The sequence below is a fragment of the Allobosea sp. P4_C6 genome (assembly GCF_056402015.1).
On the sequence record NZ_JBFUIF010000005.1, the window covers coordinates 92407 to 111473 of the forward strand.

Here is a 19067-nt window from a genome sequence, read left to right on the forward strand (position 1 = left end):
CATCTAATCCTGTTCGGCGATCCAGCGGGCGATCCCCGGCCAGGTTTCGCCAAGCGTCTTGCGGCCCATGAACAGGCCGATATGGCCGCCGGGCACCAGCTTCTTCTCGACCTTCTTTTTCGGCGTCCCGACGAGATCCTCCGCCGCGAAGACCTGCTCGCTGGTGGTGATGTCGTCCGCCGCGCCAGCGAGGAGATAGACCGGGCAGGTGACATCCTTCAGGCTCAGGCGCCGGCCGAGCCCGACGAACTCACCCTTTGCGAAGCGGTTTTCCTTGAAGATCTGCTCGATGGCCTGGAGATAGTAGACGCCAGGCAGATCGAGCGGGTTCTCGTACCAGGCCGCGAAGGTCTCGGTCCGGTCGAGATAGTTCCTGTCGGCGAGATTCTGGTAGAGCCGGATGAACTTGTCGACGTAGTGCTCCTCCGGATGCATGTTCTTCCAGCCGGCGAGCATGAAACGGCCCGGCATCAGCCCGCGCCCGAGCCGTACCATGTCGCGATAACTCTTCAGCGGCATGGTCTGCGCCATCTGCTTGATCGGTCCATCGCCTGCATCGGCATCGATCGGAGAGCCCGCCAGCACCAGCGACCTGACCTTGCCCGGAAAGCGGGCCGCCAGCATCGCGCTCAGCCAGCCGCCCTGGCAGAGGCCGACCAGATGCACGACACCGCCGAGATCGTCGATCGCGGCATTCAACTCGGCGAGATAGGTGTCGATGCTGAAATAGCGCATCTCCTGCGTCGCCGGCTTCCAGTCGGTGACGAGGGCGTGGTCGATGCCGTTCGAAAGCAGCGTCTCGACGAGGCTCTGGCCCTTGTCGTAATCGGCAATGGTCGCGCCGTGCCCGGCATAGGGCGCATCGATCAGGACGGGAACGCCATCGGCACGCGGCTTGCCGAATTCGCGCAATCGCATCGTCTGAAGGTCCAGGCGCACCGTGTTGGGCGTGGCCCAGTCCGGCGGCGGCGGGCGGGTGATCTTCACCGCCTCGGACAGGAAATCGAGATTGCGCTCGGTCAGGCGCAAGGCGGCATCGACGGGCCAGAACCAGGGCAGGCTGAGTTCGGCGGGGCGGTCTGCGGCGAGTTGCGCGGCACGCGTCGTCTTCTTGCGGGCGGTCATAAGCGGATCCAGATCTCCTCCCGTCAGCTCGGACACTAGGAAGCCGACAGGGCGATGACAACCGGTGCGGACGGGCCAGCACCGGACGATGGAGCGGCCCTCAGGAGAAGATCACCTTGCGGAACCGCGTGAGCGCGAAAGCGAAGTAGGCCGCGCCGATGGCGATGATCTTGGCGATTTCCGGCCAGACGATGTCGAGGCCCGCGCCGCGATAGAGCACGCCTTGCGAGAAGGCGACGAAATGCGGCGTCGGGCTGAAGATCCGCATGATCCATTGCAGCCAGAGCGGCATGCTCTCCATCGGCGTCGTCGCGCCGGACAGAAGCTGCGTGACCACGAAGACCGGGATCGCGAGCAGGCCGAACTGCCCCATCGTCGTCGCCAGCGTGCCGAGCAGAATGCCGAGCGCTGCGACGGAAAAGGCATAGATCGCCGTGCCGAACACGAAGAGCAGGAGCGAGCCTGCGATCGGCACGCCCAGCGCCCATTCGACGATAAGAAGGAGCGAGGCCACCGCCGCGACCAGGATGACCAGCGCATTCGCCACCATCTTGGCGAGCATGATCTCGACCGGCGTGACCGGCATCACCAGGAGATGCTCGACCGTGCCCTGCTCGCGCTCGCGGATCAGCGCCGCGCCGGTCAGGATGATGGTCAGCAGGGTGACGTTGTTGAGCACCTGCATGACCGAGCTGAACCAGCCGGAGTCGAGATTGGGGTTGAAGCGCGCCCGCACCACCAGATTGATCGGCAGCGCGGTCGTCGTCTCGCGCCCGGCCTGCCGGTTCGAAATCTCCTGGGCGATGATCTGCTGGATATAGACCGCGCCGTTGCCGGCCTGGGTCATCGCAGTGGCGTCGATGTTGAGCTGCAGCACCGCCTGCCGCCCGGCCAGCAGGTCCGCCTGGAACTTGGGCGGGATCTCGAGCACGAAGACGAGGCGGCCGGAATTCATCTCGGCGTCGATCTCGGTGGCGGCGATGCGCTTCGAGACCTTGAACAGCGGCGGGCCGAAGGCGCCGAGCAGCGAGCGCGAGAACTCGGACTGGTCCTCGTCGACGACACCGATGGTCAGATCGCGCGCCTCCAGCTTCACGCCGGTCGCTACAGTGTAGACGGCAATGCTGAAGGTGTAGGCCACCAGCACCAGCATGATCGGGTCGGCCCGCAGGCTGCGCAATTCCTTCACCATGAGGCGCAGGATGTTCTGGAGGTGGATGACGAGCGCCGCCATCTTAATTCTCCTGCTTGCGCAGCGCCAACTGGGCGACGACGAGGAAGAGCAGGAAGAAGCCGCCGAGCACCAGCAGATTGGGCCAGAGCTCGGCCGCCCCCAGCCCCTTGGTGAAGACACCGACGCTGACCGGCTGGTACCAGGCCGGCGGCAGGCTCATGCCGATGATCCGGCCGCCACCCGAGAGCGAGGCGACCGGCACCATCAAGCCGGAGAAATTGACCGCCGGGATGATCGACAGGATCGCGGTGGCGAAGACGGCCGAGACCTGCGTGCGCGTGAAGCTGGAAATGAGCTGGCCGAAGCCGGTCGTGGCGGAGACATAGAGCAGGGTCGCCAGCACCAGCACCCAGGCCGGCCCCTTGATCGGAACCGCGAAGACGGTCAGCGCGATCAGGACCAGCATGACGAAGCTGACCATCGCGACGGCGATATAGGGCAATTGCTTGCCGAACAGGAATTCGAAGCGGCTGATCGGCGTCGAGCGGAAATTGGCGATCGAGCCGGTCTCCTTCTCGCGGACAACGCCGATCGCCGACATGATCGCCGGGATGAGGATCAGCATCAGCATGATCACGCTCGGCACCATCGCGTTGGCGCTCTTGAAGTCCTGGTTGTAGCGGAAGCGGGTCTCGATCGTGACGGGCGTCGGCGCATGGCTCGACGCGGCCTGGGAAGCCACGAAGTTCTGCGCGTACTGCGTCGCCAGCCCGGTGACATAGCCGCGCGTCGTCTCCGCCCGGAACGGCATGGCGCCATCGAGCCAGACGGATAGTTCCGGCACCCGTCCGCTCATCAGGTCGCGACCGAAGGAGGGCGGGATCTCGATCGCGAACTGGAGCTCGCCGCTCCGCAGGCGCTGGTCCAGTTCGACGGCGGATCGGATCGGCGCCTGTTCGTCGAAATAGCGCGAACTCGAGAAAGCCTCGACCAGTTGCCGGCTCTCCATCGAGCTATCCTGGTCATAGGCGGCGAATTTCAGGTTCTCGACATCGAAGGAGATGCCGAAGCCGAAGGCCAGCATCAGCAGCAGCGGCCCGAGGAAAGCGAAGCTAAGCCGGATCGGATCGCGCAGCAGCTCGATGGTCTCGCGCCTTGTGCAGGCCCAGAGCCGGCGCGGATCGAAGCGGCGCGCCGGCGGCGCCGGCCGGGCCGCGGCGGCTGGGACCGCAGCCGCTTCCGCAGGCGCATCCTCGATGCCGGCGGCCTCCTTGAGATAGGCGATGAAGGCCTCTTCCAGCGTGTCCACGCCACGTTTCCGCACCAGCTCCTGCGGCGTGCCGACCGCGAGCACCTTGCCGGCATGCATGAAGGAGATGCGGTCGCAGCGCTCCGCCTCGTTCATGAAATGGGTCGAGAGGAAGATCGTGACGCCGTCGTCGCGCGAGAGGTCGATCAGCGTGCGCCAGAAGGCGTCACGCGCGATCGGGTCGACGCCCGAGGTCGGCTCGTCGAGGATCAGCATGGCCGGCCGGTGCAGGACGGCGACGGCGAGCTGCAGGCGCTGGCGGATGCCGAGCGGCAGGCTGTCGGGCCGTTCGTCGGCAACGGTCTCGAGGTCGAAGCGAGTCAGGAGCTCGGCGATCCGGCCGGGGATATCGGCCGGTGGCAGATGGTAGAGCTCCGCATGGAGCAGCAGATTCTGGCGGACCGTCAGCTCGCTGTAGAGCGAGAAAGCCTGCGACATGTAGCCGACATGGCGGCGCGTCTCCATGTCGTCGGCGGCGAGCGGCTGGCCGAAGAGCTTTGCCGTGCCTTCGCTCGCCGGCAGCAGGCCGGTCAGCATCTTCATCGTCGTCGACTTGCCGCAGCCGTTGGAACCGAGGAACCCGAAGATCTCGCCGCGGCCGATGCGGAAGCTGACATGGTCGACGGCGACGAAATCGCCGAAGCGGCGGGTCAGACCCTCGGCTTCGATCGCGGGCGTGGCGTCGTCACTCACGACCCGCGGCCGCATCACGACCTCCCGATGCTGCGCGCGCTTGGCTTCCGGGAGCAGCGCGACGAAAGCGCCCTCCAGCGTCGTTTGCCCGGCCTTTTCGCGCAGCTCGGCCGGCGTACCGGTGGCGATCGCCTTGCCGTCATCCATGGCGACAAGCCAGTCGAAGCGCTCGGCTTCTTCCATATAGGCGGTGGCGACGATGACGCTCATGCCCGGCCGACGGGCGCGGATCGTGTCGATCAGGTCCCAGAACTGGCCGCGCGAGAGCGGATCGACACCCGTCGTCGGCTCGTCGAGCACGAGCAGGTCGGGATCGTGGATCAGCGCGCAGCACAGGCTCAGCTTCTGCTTCATGCCGCCGGAAAGCTTGGCTGCCGGCCGGTTCTCGAAGGGGTCGAGCCCAGTGGCCTTGAGCAGTTCGTCGATGCGGCTGCGGCGCTCGGCGGCATCCTGTCCGAACAGCCGCGCATGGAAGTCGATGTTCTCGAAGACCGAGAGCGTCGGGTAGAGATTGCGGCCCAGCCCCTGCGGCATATAGGCGATGCGTCCACGCCGCGCCTCGCGCTGCGCCTTGACGCCGAGATCGCCGCCCAGCGCATGGACGCTGCCCTGCTGGATCGTGCGCACCCCGGCGACGAGCGCGAGCAGGGTCGACTTGCCGACGCCATCGGGCCCGATCACCCCGATCATGCGGCCGGACGGGATGTCGAGCGTCATCGCGTCGAGAGCGGTCACCTTGCCGTAACGGTGCGTGACGCCGACGAGGCTGGCGGCAGGACCGGCCTGCGTCATGGCAGCTTCACGACCAGGGAGTCGGGCCATTTCGCGGAGGGAGAGGTACGCACGAAGCCGAGGCCGCGCACGCCCGTCTTCACCTGCCGGTGGTATTTGGCGAGCAGCGCGGGATCGACCTGGAGCTTGGCGCGGAAGACCAGCTTCTCGCGCTCCTCGGCGGTCTCGACGGCCTTGGGCGTGAACTGCGCATCGGCCGCGACGAAGCTGACCGTCGCCGGAATGACGTATTGCGGCACGGGATCGAGGATGATGCGCGCCTCGTCGCCCAGCGCGAGCTGCCCCGCCTGCGAAGCCGGCAGGTAGATCGTCATGTAGACGTCCGAGAGGTCGAGGATGGTGATGACACGGGTGCCGGCCGAGACCACTTCGCCGGTCCGGGCGAGCTGGTACTGGACGCGCCCGCTGCGCGGCGCGACCAGCACGAGATCGACCAGGATCGCCTTGATCTGCTCGGCATCGGCCTCGGAGGCATGGATCGCGAACTGTGCCTGATCGCGCTGCGCCTGTGCTGCCCGCAGCGCGGCGTCGGCGGCATCGGCCTTGGCAGAGCGCTGATCGTCGGTCTGCTTGCTGAGATAGCCCTTCGCGACCAGCTCCTTGCCGCGTTCGGCATCGGTGCGGGCGAGGATCTGATCGCTTTTGCGCTGGGCGATCAGCGCCTCGGCCTCGGCGAGCGCCTGGCGGGCGCGAAGGACCTGTGCCTGCGCGGCGCGCAGCTGCGCCTCGTATTCCGGCGAGGAGATGCGGGCGACCACCTGGCCGGCGGTGACCTCGTCGCCCTCCTTGACCGAGACCTCCGCCAGGCGGCCGGCATATTTCGAGGAGACGTCGATCTGCGTCGCCTCGATGCGGCCGTTGGTCTTGACGATCCCTTCCGGCATCGCGTCGCCGCGCAGCCTTTCGATCAGCGCCTTCAACCGCGACTGCGCCTGTACGGGAGGCGGCGACAACAGGAACGTGGCGAGGGCAGCGGCGACGGCTACTCGGTATACGCGCATGGAGCGTCTCCAACGGGACAGGCCTGGAACGTTCAGCTCTGCGGTTTTCAATAGCACGCAAGCCGCAGCCGGCGAGAGCCGCGGTCGCATGACGCCCCTTTCGCTCGCGCTCGGGAGCGCGGCACAACGCCGCGATCTCGCGCCCATCGTTTCCCGAGGGGGTTCGGTCGCCTCTGCCCGCTGGCGGGGCGGCTCGCAATGCGCGGCGCGCTACTCGAACAGGTCGGGATGCGCCGCTTCGGTCTTTGGCAGGGCGCGCAGGATCTCGGTGAGATGGTGGCGCATGGCGGCCTCGGCCTCGGCGGCATCGCCCTCGTCGATCGCCGCCATGATGCGCCGATGCTGCTGGATCAGCGGCAGCATCGCCTCGGGCCCCGGCAGGGTCAGCTGGCAGACCCGGTCCATATGCGCCTTGATGTCCCGGATCGCCTCCCAGGCGAGCGGCATGCCGACGCCTTCCGTCAGCTCGACATGGAAAAGCTCGTCATAGCGCTGGAAGGCGGCATGGTCGTCGCGCGCGGCGGCCTTGTCCTGCATCTCCAGGAAATCGGCGATGCGCTGCCGGCTCTGTGCGGCGAAGGACTGGCAGGCCTGCCGGACGATCGCGACCTCCACCGCCTCGCGCACGAAGCGCGATTCCATCATCTTGCGCACCGAGAACTTGACCACGACGGTGCCGCGCTGCGGCTGGATATCGACGAGCCGCGTCTTGGCGAGCGCGATCAGCGCCTCGCGCACCGGCTGGCGCGACACGCCGTATTTCAGCGCGATCTCCTGCTCCGACAACCGCGTGCCGGGCGGCAATTCGAGCGCGATGATCGCCCGACGCAGTTCGGCTTCGACACGTCCGGCCGCCGAAGCGCCCTGGAGAGCGGCGGGTGACGCCAACGAAAGGCTCAAGTCAAAAACCTCCAGGGCCTGTTGCGTACCATACAACAACATACTACCATACAATCACTGCCGCAACCAAGCAGGGGCGGGCAGCAAGTTTACGTTCGAGGCGCCAGCGAACAAGCCGGGAAACGGCAGGGCGCTCGAAACCACGGGAGAACGCACCATGACCGCACGCCGCAGATTCCTTGCCTATACCGCCGCGCTGGCCTTTTCGGCAGCGGCAGCTTCATCCGCGCTCGCCCAGAGCGTGACGCTTCGTTCCGCCGACATCCATCCGACCGACTATCCGACCGTCGAGGCGGTCCGCCACCTCGGCAAGCTGCTCGAAGAACGCACCCAGGGCCGGATCAAGATCAACGTCTTCCACTCCGGACAGCTCGGCCAGGAGAAGGACACCATCGACCAGACCCGGTTCGGCGTCGTCGACATCAACCGCATCAACATGGCGCCGTTCAACAACCTGATCCCGGCGACCAACATCCCCTCCCTGCCCTTCATCTTCCGCTCGGTCGATCATATGCGGAAGGCGATGGACGGGCCGATCGGCGACAATCTGCTGAAGGAATTCGAGAAGCACGACCTCATCGGCCTCGCGCTCTACGATTCCGGCTCGCGCTCGTTCTATAATTCCAAGCGCCCCATCAACAGCCCCGCCGACATGAAGGGCATGAAGATCCGCGTCCAGCAGTCCGACATGTTCGTCGCGCTGGTCTCGGCGCTGGGCGCCAACGCGACGCCGATGCCCTTCGGCGAGGTCTATTCCGCGCTGCAGACCGGCGTGATCGACGGTGCCGAGAACAACTGGCCGTCCTATGAATCGACCCGCCATTTCGAGGTCTCGAAGTTCTACTCCGTGACCGAGCACTCGCTGTCGCCGGAAGCGCTGGTGATGTCGAAGAAAAGCTTCGACAAGTTCAACGCGGCCGACCAGGCGATCATCAAGGCTGCGGCCAAGGAATCGGTCCTCAAGATGCGCGAGCTCTGGGATGCGCGCGAGAAGGCGTCCGAGGCCAAGGTCAAGGCCGGCGGCGCACAGATCAACACCGTCGAGAAGAAGCCCTTCATCGACGCGATGAAGCCGGTCTACGACAAGTTCGTCACCGATCCGAAGCTGAAGGAAATGGTCGCCGCCATCCAGGCGGTGAACTGAGCCTCTGCGATGCGGGGCGGCCGGCAACGGCCGCTCCGCTTTCGGCAACCCGCCAGCCCGGGCCAATTTCATGCGCGCTTTCACTGCCTTCCTGACACGCCTCGATGCCAAGCTCAGCCTTTACGCGCTGATCACCGCAGGGGCCGGCCTCGTCCTGATGACCATCATGGTCGCCTGGGGCGTCTTCGGCCGCTATGTGCTGAACGACACGCCCATCTGGGTCGAAGCCGGATCGCTCTTCCTGATGTCCTGGTTCATCCTGCTCGGCGCCGCTGTCGGGGTGCGCGAAAGCGACCATCTCGGCTTCGAGGTCGGGCTCGTGATGTCGCCGCCGCGCTTACGCGCCGTGCTGACCGTGCTCGGCGAGGGCCTGGTCTGCGCCTTCGGGCTCGCCATGCTCGGCTATGGCTGGCAGCTCGCGGCCGGCACCTGGAGCGACCGGATGCCGATCATCGGCATCTCGCGCGGCTGGGACTATGTCCCGATCGCGGCGGGCGGCGCGCTGATCGCCCTGTTCGCGCTCGAAAAGATCCTTCTCTTCATCACCGGCGAGCAGCAGGCCCCGCTCGGTTTCGTCCATTTCGGCGAGAGCCAGGAGGCCTGATCACATGGAACTCTGGGTTCTCTTCGGCCTCTTCTCGCTGCTCCTGCTGATCGGTGTGCCCGTGGCCTTCTGCCTCGGCATCGCCTCCGTCGCGACCGTGGCCTATATGGGCCTGCCGCCGGTCGTGGTCTTCCAGCAGATGAACTCCGGCATGAACGCCTTCGCGATGATGGCGATCCCGTTCTTCATCTATGCCGGCGACCTGATGATCCGCGGCGGCATCGCCGAGCGGCTGATCCAGATGGCGGCGAGCCTCGTCGGACATCTGCGCGGCGGGCTCGGACAGGTGAACGTGGTGACCTGCACGCTCTTCGGCGGCATCTCCGGCTCGGCCGTCGCCGACGCCTCGGCCGTCGGCGGGCTGATGATCCCGCAGATGAAGAAGCGCGGCTATGACGCCGACTACGCCGTCAACGTCACCGCGAACGCGGCGATCATCGCGCTGCTGATCCCGCCCTCGCACAACATGATCATCTATTCGCTTTCGGCGGGCGGCAACATCTCGATCGCGGACCTGTTCACGGCAGGCGTCGTGCCGGGTCTCATGCTCTGCGGCGCGCTGATGGTCGCCGCCTGGGCGGTTGCGGTGAAGCGCGGCTATCCGCGCGAGGCCTTTCCGGGCTTTGCCGCCGTCGGACGCTATGTCGTGCTGGCGCTGCCCGGCATCCTGCTGATCGGCATCATCTTCGGCGGCGTCCGTTCCGGCGTCTTCACTGCGACGGAATCGTCCTGCGTCGCCGTGGTCTACGCCATCCTCGTGACCGTCTTCGTCTATCGTCAGCTGACATGGACGGCCTTCGTCGAGGCGACGCTCGGCGCCGTCCGCACCACCGCGATGGTGCTGCTGGTCATCGGGACGGCCGGCGCCTTCGGCTGGCTGATGGCCTTCCTGCAGGTGCCGCAGGCGACCATCGCCGCGATGAAGGCGGTCTCCGACAATCCCATCGTCATCCTGCTGATGATCAACCTGATCCTGCTGGTGCTCGGCACCTTCATGGACATGGCGCCGATGATCATCATCTGCACGCCGATCTTCCTGCCGGTGGTGAAGGCGTTCGGCGTCGATCCCGTCCACTTCGGCGTGATCCTGATCCTCAATGCCGGCATCGGCCTCAACACGCCGCCGGTCGGTTCGGTGCAGTTCGTCGCCTGCGCCATCGGCCGCATTTCCATCGGGGAGTCGATGCGGACGATCTGGCCGTTCTACGGCGCCAGCGTCGCCGTGCTCCTGCTCGTCACCTATGTGCCCGGCCTGTCGCTCTGGCTGCCGCGCCTGTTCCACTGAAGGATCGACCATGACCATCGAAATTCGCCAGGTTTCGCACCCCGAGGCGGTGAAGGGCTTCAACACGGCTGAGCTGCGCCGCCATTTTCTGATCGAGACATTGTTCGTCGCCGGCGAGGTCAAGCTGACCTACAGCCATCTCGACCGCGTCATCGTCGGCGGGGCCATGCCGGTGGGCAAGCCGGTCGTGCTGCCGACGCCGAAGGCGGTCGGCACCGATGCCTTCCTCCGGCGGCGCGAGCTCGGCATCGTCAATGTCGGCGGCGCCGGCACGGTCTCGGTCGGCGGCAAGGCCTACGCACTGGCGAAGCGCGACGCGCTCTATGTCGGCAAGGAGGCCGGCGAGGTCTCGTTTTCAAGCGACGATGCCGGCAATCCCGCGAAGTTCTACCTGCTCTCGACGCCGGCTCATGCCGCGCATCCGACCAAGGTCATTCGGGAATCCGACGCCAAGACCCTCGCGCTCGGCGAGCAGGCGACCGCCAACAAGCGCATCATCCGCCAGTACATCATCCCCGGCGTTTGCGACACCTGTCAGCTCGTGATGGGCCTGACCACGCTGGAAGAGGGCAGCATCTGGAACACCATGCCTTCGCATGTCCACGACCGGCGCATGGAGGCCTATCTCTATTTCGACGTCCCCGAGGATGCCCGCGTCTTCCATCTGATGGGCGAGCCGCAGGAGACCCGCCACCTCGTGGTCGCCAACGAGCAGGCGATCCTCTCGCCCGGCTGGTCGATCCATTCCGGCGTCGGGACGAAGGCCTATTCCTTCATCTGGGGCATGGGCGGCGACAATGTCGATTACACCGACATGGACATGGTCGCGACCGGGGATCTGCGCTGATGCGCTCTGCCTTCGATCTGAGCGGCCGGACCGCGATCGTCACCGGGGCCAATACCGGGCTCGGTCAGGCGATCGCGGTGGCGCTCGCTCAGGCGGGGGCCGGCATCGTCGCGGTCGGCCGTTCGAGCATGAGCGAGACGAAGGCGCTGGTCGCCGAGACCGGCCGGCCCCTCCATGAGATCGCGGCCGACCTCGCCACGCTGGAGCCGATCGCGCGGATCGTAGAGGAGGCCGAGGCCGCGGCGCAGGCCGACGGCTCGCGCCTCGACATCCTCGTCAACAATGCCGGCATCATCCGCCGCGCCGACGCGATCGACTTCACCGAGGCCGATTGGGACGCGGTGATGGACGTCAACCTGAAGTCGACCTTCTTCCTGACGCAAGGCGTGGCGAAGCGCATGCTCGCCGACGGCAAGGGCGGCAAAGTGATCAACATCGCCTCGCTGCTCTCCTTCCAGGGCGGCATCCGCATCCCGTCCTACACGGCGTCGAAGAGCGGACTCGCTGGGCTGACAAGGCTGCTCGCCTGCGAATGGGCCGCGAAGGGCATCAACGTCAACGCCATCGCGCCGGGGTATTTCGCGACCAACAACACGCAGGCCCTGCGTGCCGACCCCGCGCGCAACGACGCCATCCTCGCCCGCATCCCGGCCGGGCATTGGGGCCAGCCGCAGGAGATCGGCGGCGCTGCCGTGTTCCTCGCCTCCGACGCAGCAGCCTACATCCACGGCGTCGTCCTGCCCGTCGATGGCGGCTGGCTCGCACGCTGAGGGAGATCTGACATGGACCGCAAGAACGAGCCCTTCGCCCATGATGCCGATCTCGCCTGGGAGCCGGCCGGCGAAGGCGTGACGCGGAAAATCCTGACCTATCGCGAAGACGTCATGATGGTACGCGTACGCTTCGAGGCCGGCGCCATCGGCCCGGCGCACAGCCACCCGCATATCCAGTGCTCGCTGGTCGAGAGCGGCGTCTTCGACATCACGATCTCCGGGCACACCGAACGCCTGAAGGCCGGTGACAGCTTCACCGTGCCGCCCGATGCCATCCACGGCGCCGTCAATGTCGAGGCCGGGACGCTCGTCGACGTCTTCACGCCGATGCGGCAGGACTTCGTTTCCTGACAGCCGAGAGCCGCCGCGAGATACAGCGCAGCCCGGATTGACTCACGCATAACCCGTCAGTTATTGGTTAGACCGATAACTGACGGGTTATGCATTTTGCCATCAACCGATCACGATCTGCTTTTCCGGACCCTTGCCGACCCGACGCGGCGGGCGCTGTTCGAGCGCCTGTGCCGGGACGGCGAGCAGACGGTCGGCGCCCTGACCGCTCGCGCCGGCGTTTCGCAACCGGCCGTGTCGAAGCACCTCGGTCTGCTGAAGCAGGCCGGGCTGGTCCGCGACCGGCAAGAGGGCCGCCAGACGCATTACAGCGCACAGCCCAAGGCACTGGCACCGCTGGTCGACTGGACTGGCCAGATGAGCGGCTTCTGGGAGAACCGCTTCGACGATCTCGAGGATCTGCTGAGGAGAATGGATCAATGAGTGAAACATCGGACGAGGTGCTTTCCGTCGTCGTGGAGCGGCAGCTTCCGCACGCTCCCGAGAAGATCTGGCGCGCGCTGACCCAGCCGCATCTGATCGCGGAATGGCTGATGAAGAACGACTTCCAGCCAATCGTCGGCCATCGCTTCGATCTCAGCGCCGAATGGGGCTCCGTCCAGTGCGAGGTCCTGGAGGTCGAGCCGACCAGGACCCTGTCCTACACATGGGGCGACCACAGGCTGAAGACGGTGGTGACCTGGACGCTGACGCCAGCCGGGTCCGGCACGTCGCTGCGCATGGAGCAGGCGGGCTTCCGCGCCGACCAGCCGCGCTATTTCCAGGGCGCGCAGGGCGGCTGGCCGCGCTTCTTCGCGGCGCTGGAGGATGTGCTGGCGCGGCTCGGCTGAGGAACGCACGCCGTTCGGGCGCGTCGTTTGGAGATCGGTTTGCCGGAGGAGAGCGGCTTGGCGAGGAAGACAAGACCATCGATCGAGGCCGATGCGGCCGGCCCCGCCAAGCCCATCCTGCTCTCCGGCGGCAACCCGCAGATCGCCAAAGCCGAGGGCGATGCAGCCGTGCAGGCCTATATCGCGGCGATGCCAGAATGGAAGAGCGCGGTGGGAAAGGAGCTCGATGCCCTGATCGAGCGCACCGTCCCCGACCTACGCAAGGCGGTGAAATGGAATTCGCCGCTTTACGGAACCAGCGACCACGGCTGGTTCCTGGGGGTCCACTGCTTCACGCGTTATGTCAAAATCGCCTTCTTCAACGGCGCCGGGCTCGACCCGCTGCCGCCCGTCGCGTCGAAGGACGAGAATACCCGCTACGTCCACATCGACGAGCATGGCCTGACCGACACGGCGCTGATGGTGCGCTGGGTCGAACAGGCCGTGAAACGGGCCGGCTGGGTGATTTAGGCACCCTGCCCCGAAGCAGCACACCGAAGCTGGAGGACAACCCATGGCCAAGGCAACCCAGGGCGAGACATCGCCGTCCGAACTGATCGACGCGCGGATCAAGGAGCTGGGTGACTGGCGCGGCGAGATGCTCGCGCGGCTGCGTGAGCTGATCAAGCAGGCCGTCCCAGAGGTCGTCGAGGAGTGGAAATGGCGGGGCGTGCCGGTCTGGTATCACGGAGGCATGATCTGCACTGGCGAGACCTACAAGAACGCCGTGAAGATGACCTTCGCCAAGGGCGCGGCGCTGGAAGATCCCTCCGGCCTGTTCAACTCCAGCCTCGATGGCAATGTCCGGCGCGCCATCGACTTCCACGAGGCCGACAAGATCGACGAGAAGGCCCTGACGAGCCTGATCCGGGCGGCCATTGCGTTGAACGCGGCGCCCTCCGGCCGGTCGCGCTAGAGCGAAGTGATTTTGTCAGGAACCACGCCGTCATCCGGGCTTGACCCGGGATCCATGCCAGAGCTTGTCCGACGAATCCCTCAGGCATGGATCCCGGATCTGCGCTTCGCTCCGTCCGGGATGACCCGCGTTTCCACGAAAACGCGACATGCTCCAGGCCGGCTGGGCCATCCTTGGCGGAGGCGCTCGGCGGAGTTGCCGAAACGCCCGTGAGCGAATGGCGGAGAACGGCCGGCGCCCTGGCACCGGCCGATAGCGCCTCAGCCCTTCGACTTCTTGCGTCCGGGCTTTCCGCCGCGCTTCTTGGCCGCCGGCGAGCCGCCCTTCTGGAAGGCGCGGTGGTACTCCTCCGCCATCTCGCGCAGCGCCTTGCCGATATTGGCGTATTGATACTCGTTGAGATTGGCGAGGGAGGCACGCCCGGCCGGCTGGCGCGTGCCGAAGCCGCGGCCGGGCAGAAGCACGATGCCGGTGTCGTCGGCGATCCTGAACAGCAGTTCGTCGGGATTGACGTTCTCCTTGACCCAGGCTGCGAAGTCCGGCCCGTAAAGGCTGCGCGAGATCGTCTCGAGATCGAGCAGCGTGTAGTAGTCGACCGAGTTCGGATCCTGCTCCTGGGCTACGCCTAGCTCGCGATACAGCGCCGCCTCGCGGCGACGGATCAGCTTCTTCAGCTCTGCCTTGTAGCCGTCGTTCTCGTCCATCAGGGCGAAGAGCGAGAACAGCACCATCTGCACCTGCTGCGGCGTCGAGAGGCCGGCGGTGTGGTTGAGCGCGACGGTGCGGCTGTCCGCGACCAGACGGTCGATGAAGCGCAGCTGGCTGACATCCGGCAGGAGCGAGCCGTAACGCCTGTCCAGCGCGGTCTTGGTGCTCTTCGGCAGGTCGTCCAGCGCCTTGTCGAAAACGGAATCGCGATGCGTCGCGACGACGCCGAGGCGCCAGCCCGTCGCGCCGAAATATTTCGAGAAGGAGTAGACCAGCATCGTATTCTTCGGGCAGGTCGCGAAGAGCGACCTGAAATCATCCGCGAATGTGCCGTAGACGTCGTCCGTGAGGATGAAGAGGTCGGGGCGATGGTCGCGCACGATGGCCGCGACCTTCTCCAGGCTGCGATCGTCCATCTTCACCGATGGCGGGTTGCTGGGGTTGATGCAGAAGAAGATCTTGACCGCCGGATCCTTGAGCTTTTCGAGCTCGGAATCGGGGTACTGCCAGCCCTTTTCGGGATCGGCGTCGATCGCGACCTCGACCAGACCGTATTCGTCCAGCTCGGGGATCTCGATATAGGGCGTGAAGACCGGCATGCCGATCGCGACCTTGTCGCCGCGCTTGACCAGCCCGTTCTGCTTCAGCGTGTTGAAGATGTAGGTCATCGCGGCGGTGCCGCCTTCGACGGCGAAGAGATCGATGCTGCTTGCCGGGATGAAGCCGCCGATCATCTCCTTGACGATGTAGTGCCTGACGATCTCCTCGCTCACCACGAGCATGCGCGGCGGGACCGGATAATTGCTGCCGAGAATGCCCTCGACCATCTCGTGCAGGAAGGCCGAGGCGGAGAGCCCGAGCTGGTCGCGCACATAGCTCAGGGCGCGCCCGAGGAAGACGACGCCGGGGTGCTCGCGATTATCGGCGATGAAACGCTCGAACCGCCCCTCGATGCCCTCGATCTGCGGCAGGCCGCCGATGCCGTTGGGCATATAGGAATAGGACAGTTCGGCTTCAGCCGTCGCGAAGAGGCCGAGCCGGAAGAACGCCCGGCGCGGCAGCGTCGCGAGGAAGTTCGGATTGCCGCGCCCGGCATTCAGCATCAGGCGGTTCTCGCGGCTCGACGCGAGCTTGATCAGTTCATCCTTCAGTTCGAACGGGCTGAGCTTGGAGTATTTGCTGTAGTCGGTCGCCATCATACGTCTCCTCGATCAGATCAGGCGAAGGCCACGACGAGCGGGCCAAGCAGGGTCAGGAAAACGTTCGCCAACGCGTAGGTGATGGCGAAGGGGGTGGTGGGAATGGAGTTCCCGGCCTTGTCCAGAACCTCGCCGAAGGCGGGGTTGGCACTGCGCGATCCAGACAGTGCGCCGGCAAAGATCGCGGTGTTGTCGTAGTGCAGGATATAGCGCCCGACGAGCATGGTGATGATCATCGGCAGGATCGTCACGACCACGCCGATCAGGAAGATCGACAGGCCGCTCTGCGCGATGGTGGTGACGGCCTGATGCCCGGACTGAAGCCCGACCACCGCGACGAAGCCGGCGAGGCCGAGATCGCGCAGCAGGGTCGAGGCTGCCGTGGGCATGTTGCCGATGGCGAGGTTGCGGCTGCGATACCAGCCGAAGGCCAGACCGGAGAGCAGCGCGCCGCCGCCGCTGCCGAGCGTCAGCGGGACATCGCCGATGCGCAAGACCAGCAGGCCGATCAGCAGGCCGACGACGAGGCCGACGCCGTGGAAGACGAAATCGGTCTTGTCGCTGGCGACGAGGACGGTGCCGACGACCTTCGCCACACGCTGGACGTCCTCGGCCGTTCCATAAAGCGTCGCGACATCGCCGACTTCGATGACCGTGTCCGGCTTCAGCGGCAGCGGCTTTCCCGCCCGCTGCAGCCCGGTGACATAGATGCCGTGGCGCAGGCTTCCGGCGGTCGCCTCGCTGATCTGCTGCACGGTCTTGCCGATGAAGTCGCGGTTGGCGATGGCCACGTCCTGTTGAGTACGACCAGGTCCATGCCTTCGGAAGACTGGAGCTCGGGGCCGATCTGGCCGGCCACGCCGACGACGCCGGCGCGACGGCCGACGAGGAGGACGGTGTCGCCGGCCATCAGCGTGAGATCCGGCTCCACACCGATGACCGAGCCGGCGCGCTTGAGCCGCTCGATGACGATGGAGGAGCCGCCCGCGAGCGCCTCGACCTCGGCGACCGTGCGGCCGGCCACGCCCTCCACCTTGAAGAGGCGCCCCACAAGATCCGGCGCGGCCGGATGCTCCCCCGCGCCATAGACGCGAATGCCGGCGAGCATCTCGGCCTCCGCCTTCATGGCGTCGTCGCGGATGCTGCGGCCCATCAGCCAGGGCAGGATGTTGACGCAGACGATGATCGCGCCGAAGGAGCCGAAGATATAGGTCACCGCATAGCCGACGGCGACATTGCCCTGCAGGCGCTGGACCTCGTCTGCCGCGAGCCCGAGCTTGCCGATGGCGGCGCTCGCCGTGCCGATGATCGCCGATTGGGTGAGCCCGCCGGCCGCGATGCCGGCCGCGAGGCCCTTGTCGAGCCCGAACATCCTGGCAAGGATGACGACGGTGGCGAGGCCGCTGAGCGCCAGCACCGCCGCCATGACGATCTCACGGATCGACTGCCGCCCGAGCGACCGGAAGAATTGCGGCCCGCTCTCGAAGCCGACCGCGTAGATGAACAGCGCGAACAGCACCGACTTGATGCCGTTGTCTATGGTGACGCCGACCTGGCTGATCAGCACGGCGGCCAGCAGGGAGCCTGCAACGCCGCCGAGCTGGAATTTCCCGAACTGGAACTTCCCGATCCAATAGCCGGCGGCCAATGACAGAAAGAGAGCTATTTCAGGGGATTGATGAAAAATCGACGATAGCGCCGCCACGGACCTACTCCTGAATCTCGGAAATCTGGCACGTTGGAAAATGGATGAGCCGAAAGAAGAATGCCGAACTCTAAACTGGAATTCTTATGCAACTCAAGGTTCAACATCGGGAGCGTTTTCCGCGATGCGGCCATCAATCTGAAGTTGAACTGGATATAAATTTTAATTCGAAAAATTGAAAATAAATCGTAACAATATCCATTCCTGAAGCCAACCAGCGAAACCTGAATTTTGATCTATATTTAGAATATACATAAGATACGCTCGTCACACATATGTTCAGGACGGTACGGAAAGCAGCCTCGGGYGTCGCCGTATGTACCACCGCCTCGACAGATTTGCCCTCACACGCTTCGAAAAACTCATGGGAAACGCGAATAGCAGGCAAGAAGCGGACGTGTCAGAAGTATTCAACAATGTTGTAGCGCCGCGGGAGAAAAACACTCAGTATCGCCTCGCGCTGGCCGCCCCAGGAGAAGCCGGCGCGATACGAGGCGGCAAGGGGAAGCGGATGCCTGAGTTTTCGCAGCAGTCGAACGAAAAATCCCGTACCCGACTTGCCTACCTCACAGTAATTGCCTTGGCCGGCGGGCTCGCGATCGCCCCCATAGCCCCTGCATCGGCCCAGCAGGCCGCCCCGGCGGCGGTCCAGGTCGGCACGGTCGCAGCCGAGAAGCGTGCCATCGAACGGACCGCCGATTTCGTCGGCCGCGTCGAGGCCGTCAATCGCGTCGACATCCGCGCCCGCGTGACCGGCTATCTGGACGAAGTCCTGTTCAAGGACGGCGCCATCGTCAAGGAGGGAACGCCGCTCTTCCGCATCGAGCGCGCGCCGTTCGAGGCGGCTGTCGAGCAGGCGCAGGGCGCGCTGGAAGGGGCGCAGGGAACCTTGCAGAACGCCATCGTGCAGCGCCAGCGCGCCGAGGAGCTCCTGCGCACCAGCGCCGGCTCGGTCGCCGTCCGCGACCAGCGCGTCGCCGAGGAGAAGAGTGCGCAAGGCAACCAGACCATTGCGGAAGCCAATCTGAAAACGGCGCAGATCAACCTCGGCTACACCGAAATCACGGCGCCGATTTCCGGTCGGATCGGCCGGACGAAGCTGACCAGGGGCAACGTCGTCGGCCCCGATAGCGGCGTGCTGGTGCAGATCGTCAGCGGCGATCCGATGTATGTGACCTTTCCGGTCAGCCAGCGTGAATTCCTCGGCTTGAAGACGAATGCCGTCACGGCCGAGACACGCGCCCCGTTCGTCACCATCAGGTTCGCGGACGGATCGAGCTACGACCAGAAGGGGCGCGTCGATTTCGTCGATGTCTCGGTCGACCGCGCCACCGACACGGTCCTGGTGCGCGCCGAGATTGCCAATCCCGAGGGAAAGCTCATCGACGGCACGCTCGTGCGCGTCACCGTCCAGGCCGATCAGAGCGAGGAGAAGGTGCTGGTTCCGCAATCGGCGCTGATCGCCGATCAGCAGGGCGCCTATGTCTTCGCGGTCGAGGACGGCAAGGCCGTGGTGAAGCGCGTCAAGATCGGCGCCGAGGCCGGTGCCTATATCGTCGTCGAACAGGGTCTGGCCGGCAACGAGCAGATCGTGGTCGAGGGGCTGCAGAATCTCAGGGCGGGAACGCCAGTCCTCGCCTCGCCCGTGCCCCCGCCGGCCGGCCGGAGCTGA

The 19067-nt window shown here is 65.6% G+C and carries 19 protein-coding genes; 11 read left to right on the plus strand and 8 right to left on the minus strand.

What is annotated here, in order from left to right:
- Positions 1-3: 3 nt before the first annotated feature.
- The 5 genes from AC1DVA_RS05260 to AC1DVA_RS05280 all read right to left on the minus strand — a co-directional run bounded on the left by AC1DVA_RS05260 (position 4) and on the right by AC1DVA_RS05280 (position 6994).
- On the minus strand, positions 4-1125 hold the full coding sequence (locus AC1DVA_RS05260; protein WP_476805222.1) for an alpha/beta fold hydrolase: 1122 nt from the start codon (positions 1123-1125) through the stop codon (positions 4-6).
- A gap of 100 nt (positions 1126-1225) precedes the next feature.
- Entirely contained in the window at positions 1226-2359 is a 1134-nt protein-coding gene (locus AC1DVA_RS05265) for an ABC transporter permease (RefSeq protein ID WP_476805223.1), read from the minus strand.
- Between the two features lies 1 nt (position 2360).
- Positions 2361-5093 carry a ribosome-associated ATPase/putative transporter RbbA gene (gene rbbA / locus AC1DVA_RS05270; RefSeq protein WP_476805224.1) on the minus strand — a complete coding sequence of 911 codons (2733 nt, stop codon included), beginning with the start codon at positions 5091-5093 and terminating at the stop codon, positions 2361-2363.
- Positions 5090-6094 (minus strand): HlyD family secretion protein, encoded by a 1005-nt coding sequence (locus AC1DVA_RS05275; RefSeq protein WP_265051519.1) that lies wholly within the window; start codon positions 6092-6094, stop codon positions 5090-5092. The genes rbbA and AC1DVA_RS05275 overlap by 4 nt, the downstream gene beginning before the upstream one ends.
- Before the next feature lie 210 nt (positions 6095-6304).
- Positions 6305-6994, minus strand: a complete 690-nt coding sequence (locus tag AC1DVA_RS05280; RefSeq protein WP_476805225.1) for a GntR family transcriptional regulator — start codon at positions 6992-6994, stop codon at positions 6305-6307.
- A gap of 157 nt (positions 6995-7151) precedes the next feature.
- Here AC1DVA_RS05280 and AC1DVA_RS05285 point away from each other — a divergent pair, with 157 nt between their 5' ends.
- The 10 genes from AC1DVA_RS05285 to AC1DVA_RS05330 all read left to right on the plus strand — a co-directional run bounded on the left by AC1DVA_RS05285 (position 7152) and on the right by AC1DVA_RS05330 (position 13783).
- Entirely contained in the window at positions 7152-8138 is a 987-nt protein-coding gene (locus AC1DVA_RS05285; RefSeq protein ID WP_476805226.1) for a TRAP transporter substrate-binding protein, read from the plus strand.
- Positions 8139-8208: 70 nt separating this feature from the next.
- Positions 8209-8742, plus strand: coding sequence for a TRAP transporter small permease (locus AC1DVA_RS05290; RefSeq protein ID WP_265051516.1), 534 nt, complete (start codon positions 8209-8211; stop codon positions 8740-8742).
- A gap of 4 nt (positions 8743-8746) precedes the next feature.
- Positions 8747-10027, plus strand: a complete 1281-nt coding sequence (locus AC1DVA_RS05295; protein ID WP_265051515.1) for a TRAP transporter large permease — start codon at positions 8747-8749, stop codon at positions 10025-10027.
- 10 nt (positions 10028-10037) lie between these two features.
- A complete protein-coding gene (gene kduI / locus AC1DVA_RS05300) occupies positions 10038-10874 on the plus strand; it encodes a 5-dehydro-4-deoxy-D-glucuronate isomerase (protein ID WP_476805227.1) in 837 nt (278 codons plus the stop codon).
- Positions 10874-11644: a 2-dehydro-3-deoxy-D-gluconate 5-dehydrogenase KduD gene (gene kduD, locus AC1DVA_RS05305; RefSeq protein ID WP_265051513.1), complete on the plus strand. Its 771-nt coding sequence runs from the start codon at positions 10874-10876 to the stop codon at positions 11642-11644. The genes kduI and kduD overlap by 1 nt, the downstream gene beginning before the upstream one ends.
- A gap of 12 nt (positions 11645-11656) precedes the next feature.
- The gene (locus AC1DVA_RS05310) at positions 11657-11998 is read left to right on the plus strand and encodes a cupin domain-containing protein (protein ID WP_476805228.1); all 342 of its coding nucleotides are present in this window, start codon (positions 11657-11659) and stop codon (positions 11996-11998) included.
- Positions 11999-12094: 96 nt separating this feature from the next.
- Complete coding sequence (locus AC1DVA_RS05315) at positions 12095-12421, plus strand: ArsR/SmtB family transcription factor (RefSeq protein WP_476805229.1); 327 nt, start codon at positions 12095-12097, stop codon at positions 12419-12421.
- A complete protein-coding gene (locus AC1DVA_RS05320; RefSeq protein WP_476805230.1) occupies positions 12418-12828 on the plus strand; it encodes an SRPBCC family protein in 411 nt (136 codons plus the stop codon). Before AC1DVA_RS05315 ends, AC1DVA_RS05320 begins: the two co-directional genes overlap by 4 nt.
- A gap of 57 nt (positions 12829-12885) precedes the next feature.
- Positions 12886-13338, plus strand: a complete 453-nt coding sequence (locus tag AC1DVA_RS05325; RefSeq protein WP_476805231.1) for a DUF1801 domain-containing protein — start codon at positions 12886-12888, stop codon at positions 13336-13338.
- A 43-nt stretch (positions 13339-13381) separates the two neighbouring features.
- Positions 13382-13783, plus strand: coding sequence for a DUF1801 domain-containing protein (locus tag AC1DVA_RS05330; protein WP_476805232.1), 402 nt, complete (start codon positions 13382-13384; stop codon positions 13781-13783).
- Between the two features lie 260 nt (positions 13784-14043).
- On the opposite strand, the gene AC1DVA_RS05335 is transcribed toward AC1DVA_RS05330, so the two are convergent.
- Genes AC1DVA_RS05335 through AC1DVA_RS05345 form a run of 3 tightly spaced genes read right to left on the minus strand, consistent with a single transcriptional unit; the run spans position 14044 to position 17395 of the window.
- Positions 14044-15690: a bifunctional aspartate transaminase/aspartate 4-decarboxylase gene (locus AC1DVA_RS05335; protein WP_476805233.1), complete on the minus strand. Its 1647-nt coding sequence runs from the start codon at positions 15688-15690 to the stop codon at positions 14044-14046.
- Between the two features lie 17 nt (positions 15691-15707).
- Positions 15708-16445: an aspartate-alanine antiporter-like transporter gene (locus tag AC1DVA_RS05340; RefSeq protein WP_476805234.1), complete on the minus strand. Its 738-nt coding sequence runs from the start codon at positions 16443-16445 to the stop codon at positions 15708-15710.
- Positions 16355-17395 (minus strand): aspartate-alanine antiporter-like transporter, encoded by a 1041-nt coding sequence (locus AC1DVA_RS05345; protein WP_476805235.1) that lies wholly within the window; start codon positions 17393-17395, stop codon positions 16355-16357. The genes AC1DVA_RS05340 and AC1DVA_RS05345 overlap by 91 nt, the downstream gene beginning before the upstream one ends.
- A 511-nt stretch (positions 17396-17906) precedes the next feature.
- Between AC1DVA_RS05345 and AC1DVA_RS05350 the strand changes: the two genes are divergently transcribed.
- The gene (locus AC1DVA_RS05350) at positions 17907-19067 is read left to right on the plus strand and encodes an efflux RND transporter periplasmic adaptor subunit (protein ID WP_265051506.1); all 1161 of its coding nucleotides are present in this window, start codon (positions 17907-17909) and stop codon (positions 19065-19067) included.